Consider the following 7762-nt stretch of genomic DNA (forward strand, 5'->3'; position numbering starts at 1 on the left):
CCGTGGTGGTGGCTGCGCCCGGACTCGCCGGTGCACCGCGAGGCGCGGCGGCAGGCGGTCCGGGAGGCGGTGACGCGCGCCCGCGAGTACGCCGAGGCGCTGGGCGCGGAGCTGACGGCGGTGCTGGAGATCGCCGACGAGGGCACGGAGCGCCCCGAGATGTGGATGGCGGCGGAGGCGACCCGCGGCTTCGGCGGCGCCGCGGTACCCGGCGGGGAGGCGCCCCCCGCGCTCGACCTCGAACCTCAGCGGCAGACTGTCTACGCACGAGTGAACGCAAGGTTCATCATGACCCGTCCGCAACTCTGATTGCGCTCATCAGAGCAGCGGCCCGCACGTTTTATTAGTTGTCAGCTCGATCTCAATAGACCTTCGCTCAAATGTCGTTGGGGAATGGCCGATAACCGGTTCCCTACCTGTCGGTAAGTCATAGAGTCGAATGTATGCGCCGAGCGAAGATTGTCTGCACCCTGGGTCCAGCGACCGACACATACGACCAGATCAAGGGCTTGGTCGAGGCCGGAATGGACGTCGCCAGGTTCAATCTCAGCCATGGCACTTACGCTGAGCACGAGGAGCGTTACGCACGGGTGCGCAAGGCCGCGGACGAAACGGGGCGCAGCGTCGGCGTGCTCGCCGATCTTCAGGGCCCGAAGATCCGGCTGGGCACCTTCCGCGAAGGTCCTGTATTTCTCGAACGGGGCGATGAATTCACGATCAGCGTCGACCCGGTCGAAGGCGACCGCCAGTGCTGCGGTACGACGTACGACGGGCTGGCCGCCGACGTCGGGCGGGGCGAGCGGATCCTCGTCGACGACGGCCGCGTCACGCTGGAGGTGACCGCCGTGGACGGGCCCCGGGTCCGCACCATGGTCATCGAGGGCGGCATGGTCTCCGACCACAAGGGCCTCAACCTGCCCGGCGTCGCCGTCTCCGTCCCCGCGCTCTCCGCGAAGGACCGCGACGACCTGCGCTGGGCGCTGCGCACGGGCGCGGACATCATCGCGCTGTCCTTCGTCCGCTCCGGGCAGGACGTCCGCGACGTCCACCGGATCATGGACGAGGAGGGCCGGCGGGTCCCGGTGATCGCCAAGGTGGAGAAGCCGCAGGCGGTCGAGAACCTGGAGGGCATCGTCGACGCCTTCGACGGGATCATGGTGGCCCGCGGCGACCTCGGCGTGGAAATGCCGCTGGAGCAGGTGCCGATGGTGCAGAAGCGGGCGGTCAAGCTCGCCAAGCGGAACGCCAAGCCGGTCATCGTCGCCACGCAGATGCTCGACTCGATGATCGAGGCGTCCCGGCCGACCCGCGCCGAGGCGTCCGACGTCGCCAACGCGGTGATGGACGGCACGGACGCGGTGATGCTCTCCGGCGAGACGAGCGTCGGCAAGTACCCGATCCAGACGGTGCGGACGATGGGCCGGATCGTCACGGCGGCGGAGGAGGAGATGCTCGCCAAGGGCCTGCCGCCGCTGACCGAGCGCAACAAGCCCCGCACCCAGGGCGGCGCGGTGGCGCGCGCGGCGGCGGACATCGGCGACTTCCTCGGGGCGCGCTACCTGGTGGCGTTCACGCAGTCCGGCGACACCGTACGGCGGCTCTCGCGCTACCGCTCGCCGATCCCGGTGCTGGCGTTCACCCCGGACCCGGCGACGCGCAGCCAGCTCAACCTGACGTGGGGCGTGGAGACGTTCCTCGGCCCGATGGTGCAGACGACGGACGAGATGGTCGCGCAGGTCGACGAGCAGCTGCTGAAGATCGGCCGCTGCCGCAGGGGCGACGTGGTCGTGATCACCGCCGGCAGCCCGCCGGGCATCCCCGGCTCGACGAACCTCGTCCGCGTCCACCACATCGGCGAGGACGACCCGGCGAGCTGAGTGGCGCCAAGGGCGCCCAGGGCCGGAACGGGGCGGGGCGGGCGAGAAACGAGGCGGCTCCGGGCGCCGCCTCGCGTGCGTGCGCAACACTGCGCCCAGCCGCGGCTGCTCGCCGTACGCGACACGATCCGCATCCGCCGTACGGAAACCCGCTGATTCCCCTCCCGACGTGCCGAGCAACGCCCGGCACCGGCCGGCCGAGCGGGGCCCGCGCATGCTCCCGCGCTCTTCGGCCGAGCGGTGAGTCCCACTTCTCCGGCCCCGCCGGGGAGCAGCGGACCGCGCCGCTCCCTGCCCGCGCCGGCCGGGCGGCGTCAGTGGGCCGCCGACTCCCAGTCGTCGCCCACGCCCACCGCGACGTCCAGCGGCGCCCGCAGGGTGACCGCGCCGGCCATCTCGCGCCGCACCAGCTCCTCCACCCGCTCGCGCTCGCCCGGGGCGACCTCCAGCACGATTTCGTCGTGCACCTGGAGCAGCAGCCGCGTCTCCAGCGACGCCGCCGTCAGCGCCCGGTCCACCCGCAGCATCGCGAGCTTCACGATGTCCGCCGCGGTGCCCTGGATCGGCGCGTTGAGCGCCATCCGCTCGGCCATCTCGCGCCGCTGGCGGTTGTCGCTGTTGAGGTCGGGCAGATACCGGCGGCGGCCGAACATCGTCTCCGTGTAGCCCGTCGCCCGGGCCTCGTCGACGACGTGGCGCAGATAGTCCCGTACGCCGCCGAAGCGCTCGAAGTAGTTCTCCATCAGCTTGTGGGCCTCGGCCGCCTCGATGCCCAGCTGCTGCGAGAGGCCGAACGCGGACAGCCCGTAGGCCAGCCCGTACGACATCGCCTTGATCTTCCGCCGCATCTCGGCGTCGACCTCGGTGCGCGGCACCGCGAACACCTGCGAGGCGACGGTGTCGTGCAGGTCCTCGCCGGAGGCGAACGCCTCGATCAGGCCATCGTCCTCCGACAGATGAGCCATCACGCGCAGCTCGATCTGGCTGTAGTCGGCGGTCAGCAGCGACTCGTACCCCTCGCCGACGACGAAGCCGCGGCGGATCGCGCGGCCCTCGTCCGTACGGATGGGCACGTTCTGCAGGTTCGGATCGGTGGACGACAGCCGGCCGGTGGCGGCGACCGTCTGGCTGAACGTGGTGTGGATCCGGCCGTCCGCGGCGATCGTCTTGATCAGCCCCTCGACCGTGGAGCGCAGCCGGGCCTGCTCGCGGTGGCGCAGCATGATGACCGGGAGTTCGTGGTCGGTCCGGGTGGCGAGCCAGGCCAGCGCGTCGGCGTCCGTGGTGTAGCCCGTCTTGGTCTTCTTGGTCTTCGGCAGGCCCAGCTCGCCGAAGAAGACCTCCTGCAACTGCTTGGGCGAGCCGAGGTTGAACTCGTGCCCCACCGCGTCGTGCGCCTCCCGGACGGCCTGCTGCACCGCGCCGGCGAACTGCTCCTCCATGGCCTCCAGATGGGCCCGGTCGACGGCGACGCCGGCCCGCTCCATCCCCGCCAGCACCGCCGAGACCGGCAGCTCCATGTCGCGCAGCAGCTCCGCCGCGCCGACCTGCGCCAGCTTCTCCGACAGCGCCTCGCCGAGGTCCAGGACCGTACGGGCCGTACGCATCAGCGCGTCCCGCTCGGCCGCCTCCTGGTCGCCCTCCTCGCCGTCGAGGCCCAGCTCCAGCTGCCCGTCGGCCGCCGGGGGCTCCAACTCGCGGCCCAGATAGGCGATCGACAGCGCGTCGAGGGCGAACGTCCGCCGCCCGGGGGTGACCAGATAGGCGGCCAGGGCCGTGTCCATCGCCACGCCCTCGACGCGCCAGCCGTGCTCGGCGAGGACGCGCATGGCGCTCTTCGCGTCGTGCACCGTCTTGGGGCTGCCGGCGTCCGCGAGCCAGCCCGCGAACGCCTGCTCGTCCGCGGCGTCCAGCCGGGCCGGGTCGAACCATGCGGCCGCCCCCTCCGCGGTGGCCAGCGCCACTTCGGAGACGCTGCCCGCGCCGAGCTGCCAGGTGCCGACGGTGGCCATGCCGAGCGGCCCGGAGCCGTGCTCGGCGAGCCACGGCGCCAGCTCGCCCGTCTCCAGCACCCGGCCGTCGACCTGCACCCCCGGCTCGGGCTCGGCCTCCACCTCGGCGGCGCCCGGGTCGGCGTTGAACAGCCGCTCGCGGAAGTTGGGGTTGCGGAACTCCAGTGCGTCCATGACGACCTGGAGCGACGTCCGGTCGTACGGCCTGCGCTCCAGGCCCTCCGGCCCGGTCGACAGCTCGACGGCGCGGTCCAGCTCGGTGAGCCGGCGGTTGAGCTTGACGGCGTCGAGATGGTCGCGCAGGTTCTGCCCGGCCTTGCCCTTGACCTCCTCGGCCCGCTCGGCCAGCTCCGCGAACGACCCGAACTGCCTGATCCACTTGGCCGCGGTCTTCTCGCCGACGCCCGGGATGCCCGGCAGGTTGTCGGAGGGGTCGCCGCGCAGGGCGGCGAAGTCCGGGTACTGCGCGGGCGTCAGGCCGTAGCGCTCCTCGACCTTCGCCGGCGTGAAGCGGGTCAGCTCGGAGACGCCCTTGGTGGGGTACAGCACCGTCACGTGGTCGGAGACGAGCTGGAAGGAGTCCCGGTCGCCGGTGACGATCAGCACCTCGAACCCGGCGGCCTCCGCCTGCGTGGCCAGCGTGGCGATCACGTCGTCCGCCTCGAAGCCCTCGACGGCGAAGCGCGGCACGTTCATCGCGTCCAGCAGCTCGCCGATCAGCTCGACCTGGCCCTTGAAGTCGTCGGGCGTCGAGGAGCGGTTCGCCTTGTACTCCGCGAACTCCGCGGAGCGCCACGTCTTCCGCGAGACGTCGAAGGCGACGGCCAGGTGCGTCGGCGCCTCGTCACGCAACGTGTTCGACAGCATCGACGTGAAGCCGTAGATCGCATTGGTGACCTGCCCGCTGACGGTGGAGAAGTTCTCCGCGGGTAGCGCGAAGAACGCCCTGTATGCCAGGGAATGTCCGTCAAGCAGCATCAGGCGGGGGCGCTGGGTCTTCGATGCGTTCTCAGCCACGGCCCCGATCCTGCCATGCCGCACTGACAGCGGAGCCCGTGACGGTGCGGCATGGCAGGATCGGTCCCGTACGCCCAACCCCAGAAAGGGTGACCGCCATGGCCGGCAAACCGCCCGTCGGCGACCCCGTACAGGACGCCCCGGAGGTCACCCCTCCGCAGGAGTCCGCCGTCGGCGCCGCCGCCATCGCGCACGCGCTGCGCACCGGACAGGAGCAGATGGGCGTACGGCGCACGGCCCGCACCCTGCTGCGCGTCAACCAGCGCGACGGCTTCGACTGCCCCGGCTGCGCCTGGCCCGACCCGGACAAGCCGCACACCTTCGAGTTCTGCGAGAACGGCGCCAAGGCGGTCGCCGAGGAGGCGACGCTGCGCCGCGTCACCCCCGGGTTCTTCGCCGCGCACCCCGTCGCCGACCTCGCCGGCCGCAGCGGCTACTGGCTGGGCCAGCAGGGCCGGCTCACCCACCCCGTGTACCTGGCGGAGGGCGCCGAGGCGTACGAGCAGGTCTCCTGGGAGCGGGCGTTCGCGATCGTCGCCGAGGAGCTGACCGCCCTCGACTCGCCCGACGAGGCGGTCTTCTACACCTCGGGGCGCACCGGCAACGAGGCCGCGTTCCTCTACCAGCTCTTCGCCCGCGAGTTCGGCACCAACAACCTGCCGGACTGCTCCAACCTGTGCCACGAGTCGTCCGGCTCCGCGCTCACCGAGACCCTCGGCGTCGGCAAGGGCAGCGTCCTGCTCGACGACCTCCACCAGGCCGACCTGATCATCGTCGCCGGGCAGAACCCGGGCACCAACCACCCGCGCATGCTCACCGCGCTGGAGCACGCGAAGGACAACGGCGCCCGCATCATCACCGTCAACCCGCTGCCCGAGCCCGGCATGGTCCGGTTCAAGAACCCCCAGACGGTACGCGGCCTCGCGCGCGGCGGCACCCCGCTGACCGATCTGTTCCTCCAGGTCCGCGTCGGCGGCGACCAGGCGCTCTTCCGCGCCCTGGCCCGGCGCGTCCTCGCCGCGCACGACTCCGGCGCGAAGGCCGTCGACGAGGAGTTCGTCGCGGAGCACACCCACGGCTACGAGGAGTACGCGGCCACCGCCCGCGGCTACGCCGACGCCGACGCGGAACGCGCCACCGGGCTGGCCGCCGCCGACATCGACCGCGCCGCGGAACTGGTGCTCGCCGCCGACAGGATCGTCGTCTGCTGGGCGATGGGCCTCACCCAGCACAAGCACGCCGTGTCGACCATCAAGGAGATCGTCAACTTCCTGCTCCTCGGCGGCCACGTCGGCCGCCCCGGCGCAGGCGTCTGCCCCGTGCGCGGCCACAGCAACGTCCAGGGCGACCGCACCATGGGCATCTTCGAGCGGCCGGCGCCCGCCTTCCTGGACGCCCTCCAGCGGGAGTTCGGCTTCGCCCCGCCCCGCGACCACGGCTACGACGTCGTACGCGCCATCCGCGCGCTGCGCGACGGCGACGCCAAGGTCTTCTTCGCCGTCGGCGGCAACTTCGTCGCCGCCTCGCCCGACACCGAGGTCACCGAGGCCGCGATGCGCCGCGCCCGGCTGACGGTGCACGTGTCGACCAAGCTCAACCGCAGCCACGTCGTCACCGGCGCCCGCGCGCTCATCCTGCCCACCCTGGGCCGCACGGAGCGCGACCGGCAGCCCGGCCCGGACGGCCGCGGCCACGAGCAGTTCGTGACCGTCGAGGACTCCATGGGCGTCGTGCACGCCTCCCGCGGCCGGCTCGCCCCCGCGAGCGACGCGCTGCTGTCGGAGGTCGCGATCGTCTGCCGGCTGGCCCGCGCGGTGCTGGGCCCGGACAGCGCCACGCCCTGGGAGGAGTTCAGCGGCGACTACCGGCGCATCCGCGACCGCATCGCGCGCGTGGTGCCCGGCTTCGAGGACTTCGACGCCCGCGTCCGCCGCCCCGGCGGCTTCACCCTCCCGCACGCCCCGCGCGACGAGCGCCGCTTCCCCACGAGCACCGGCAAGGCCAACTTCACCGCGAGCCCGGTGACGTACCCCGAGGTGCCCGAGGGGCGGCTGCTGCTGCAGACGCTGCGCAGCCACGACCAGTACAACACCACGATCTACGGCCTGGACGACCGCTACCGCGGCGTGCGCGGCGGCAGGCGCGTCGTCCTCGTGCACCCCGACGACGCCGCGGACCTCGGCCTCGCCGACGGGGCGTACGCGGACATCGTCGGCGAGTGGCGCGACGGCGTCGACCGGCGCGCGGACGGCTTCCGCGTCGTGCACTACCCGACGGCCCGGGGCTGCGCGGCCGCGTACTACCCCGAGACCAACGTGCTGGTGCCGCTGGACTCCACCGCGGACACGAGCAACACCCCCACGAGCAAGTCCCTGGTGGTCAGGCTGGAGCCGGCCGCGTCTACGGTGGAGCCCGACACGACGGTGTAGAGGACGGAGCCGGGCACGCATGGGCGAGCACACGACGAAGTTTCCCCAGGAGATCCTCGACGAGTTCGCCGGCGTCGGCGTCGACCTGGAGAAGCTGTTCTCCGCCGGCGCCCTCGGGCAGCGCATGGGCCTGAAGGTGCTGGAGGCGGCGCCCGACCGGGTCGTGGGCACGCTTCCGGTGGAGGGCAACACGCAGCCGTACGGGCTGCTGCACGGCGGCGCCTCCGCGGTGCTCGCCGAGACCCTGGGCTCCGTGGGCGCGATGCTGCACGGCGGCCCGGCGAAGGTCGCGGTCGGCGTCGACCTCAACTGCACCCACCACCGGGGCCTGCGCTCCGGCGTGGTCACCGGCGTGGCCACGCCGCTGCACCGCGGCCGGTCCACCGCGACGTACGAGGTCGTCGTCAGCGACGAGGAGGGCCGCCGG

Annotated in this window: 5 protein-coding genes; 4 read left to right on the plus strand and 1 reads right to left on the minus strand. The window is 72.4% G+C overall.

Features of this window, described 5'->3' with window-relative positions; genetic code table 11:
• On the plus strand, positions 1-309 hold a 309-nt coding region (locus H5J30_RS11300; RefSeq protein WP_181787300.1), incomplete at its 5' end, for an SIMPL domain-containing protein.
• 134 nt (positions 310-443) lie between these two features.
• The gene (gene pyk, locus H5J30_RS11305; RefSeq protein WP_181787301.1) at positions 444-1877 is read left to right on the plus strand and encodes a pyruvate kinase; all 1434 of its coding nucleotides are present in this window, start codon (positions 444-446) and stop codon (positions 1875-1877) included.
• A gap of 314 nt (positions 1878-2191) precedes the next feature.
• Here pyk and polA read toward each other — a convergent pair whose 3' ends face one another.
• Positions 2192-4867, minus strand: a complete 2676-nt coding sequence (polA, locus tag H5J30_RS11310) for a DNA polymerase I (protein WP_181787304.1) — start codon at positions 4865-4867, stop codon at positions 2192-2194.
• A gap of 137 nt (positions 4868-5004) precedes the next feature.
• On the opposite strand from polA, the gene H5J30_RS11315 reads away from it, so the two are divergent.
• Positions 5005-7335, plus strand: a complete 2331-nt coding sequence (locus tag H5J30_RS11315; protein WP_181787302.1) for an FdhF/YdeP family oxidoreductase — start codon at positions 5005-5007, stop codon at positions 7333-7335.
• 19 nt (positions 7336-7354) lie between these two features.
• Positions 7355-7762, plus strand: a 408-nt coding sequence (locus H5J30_RS11320; protein ID WP_181787303.1) for a PaaI family thioesterase, incomplete at its 3' end; no start/stop codon positions are given.

Origin of the sequence: Streptomyces phytophilus (assembly GCF_013870535.1) — a bacterium.
In the GTDB taxonomy this organism is placed as follows: domain Bacteria; phylum Actinomycetota; class Actinomycetes; order Streptomycetales; family Streptomycetaceae; genus Streptomyces; species Streptomyces phytophilus.

Coding starts and splice junctions, on each gene's coding strand:
- pyk (WP_181787301.1), top strand. CDS start 444: ATGCGCCGAGCGAAGATTGTCTGCACCCTGGGTCCAGCGACCGACACA.
- polA (WP_181787304.1), bottom strand. CDS start 4,867: ATGCTGCTTGACGGACATTCCCTGGCATACAGGGCGTTCTTCGCGCTA.
- H5J30_RS11315 (WP_181787302.1), top strand. CDS start 5,005: ATGGCCGGCAAACCGCCCGTCGGCGACCCCGTACAGGACGCCCCGGAG.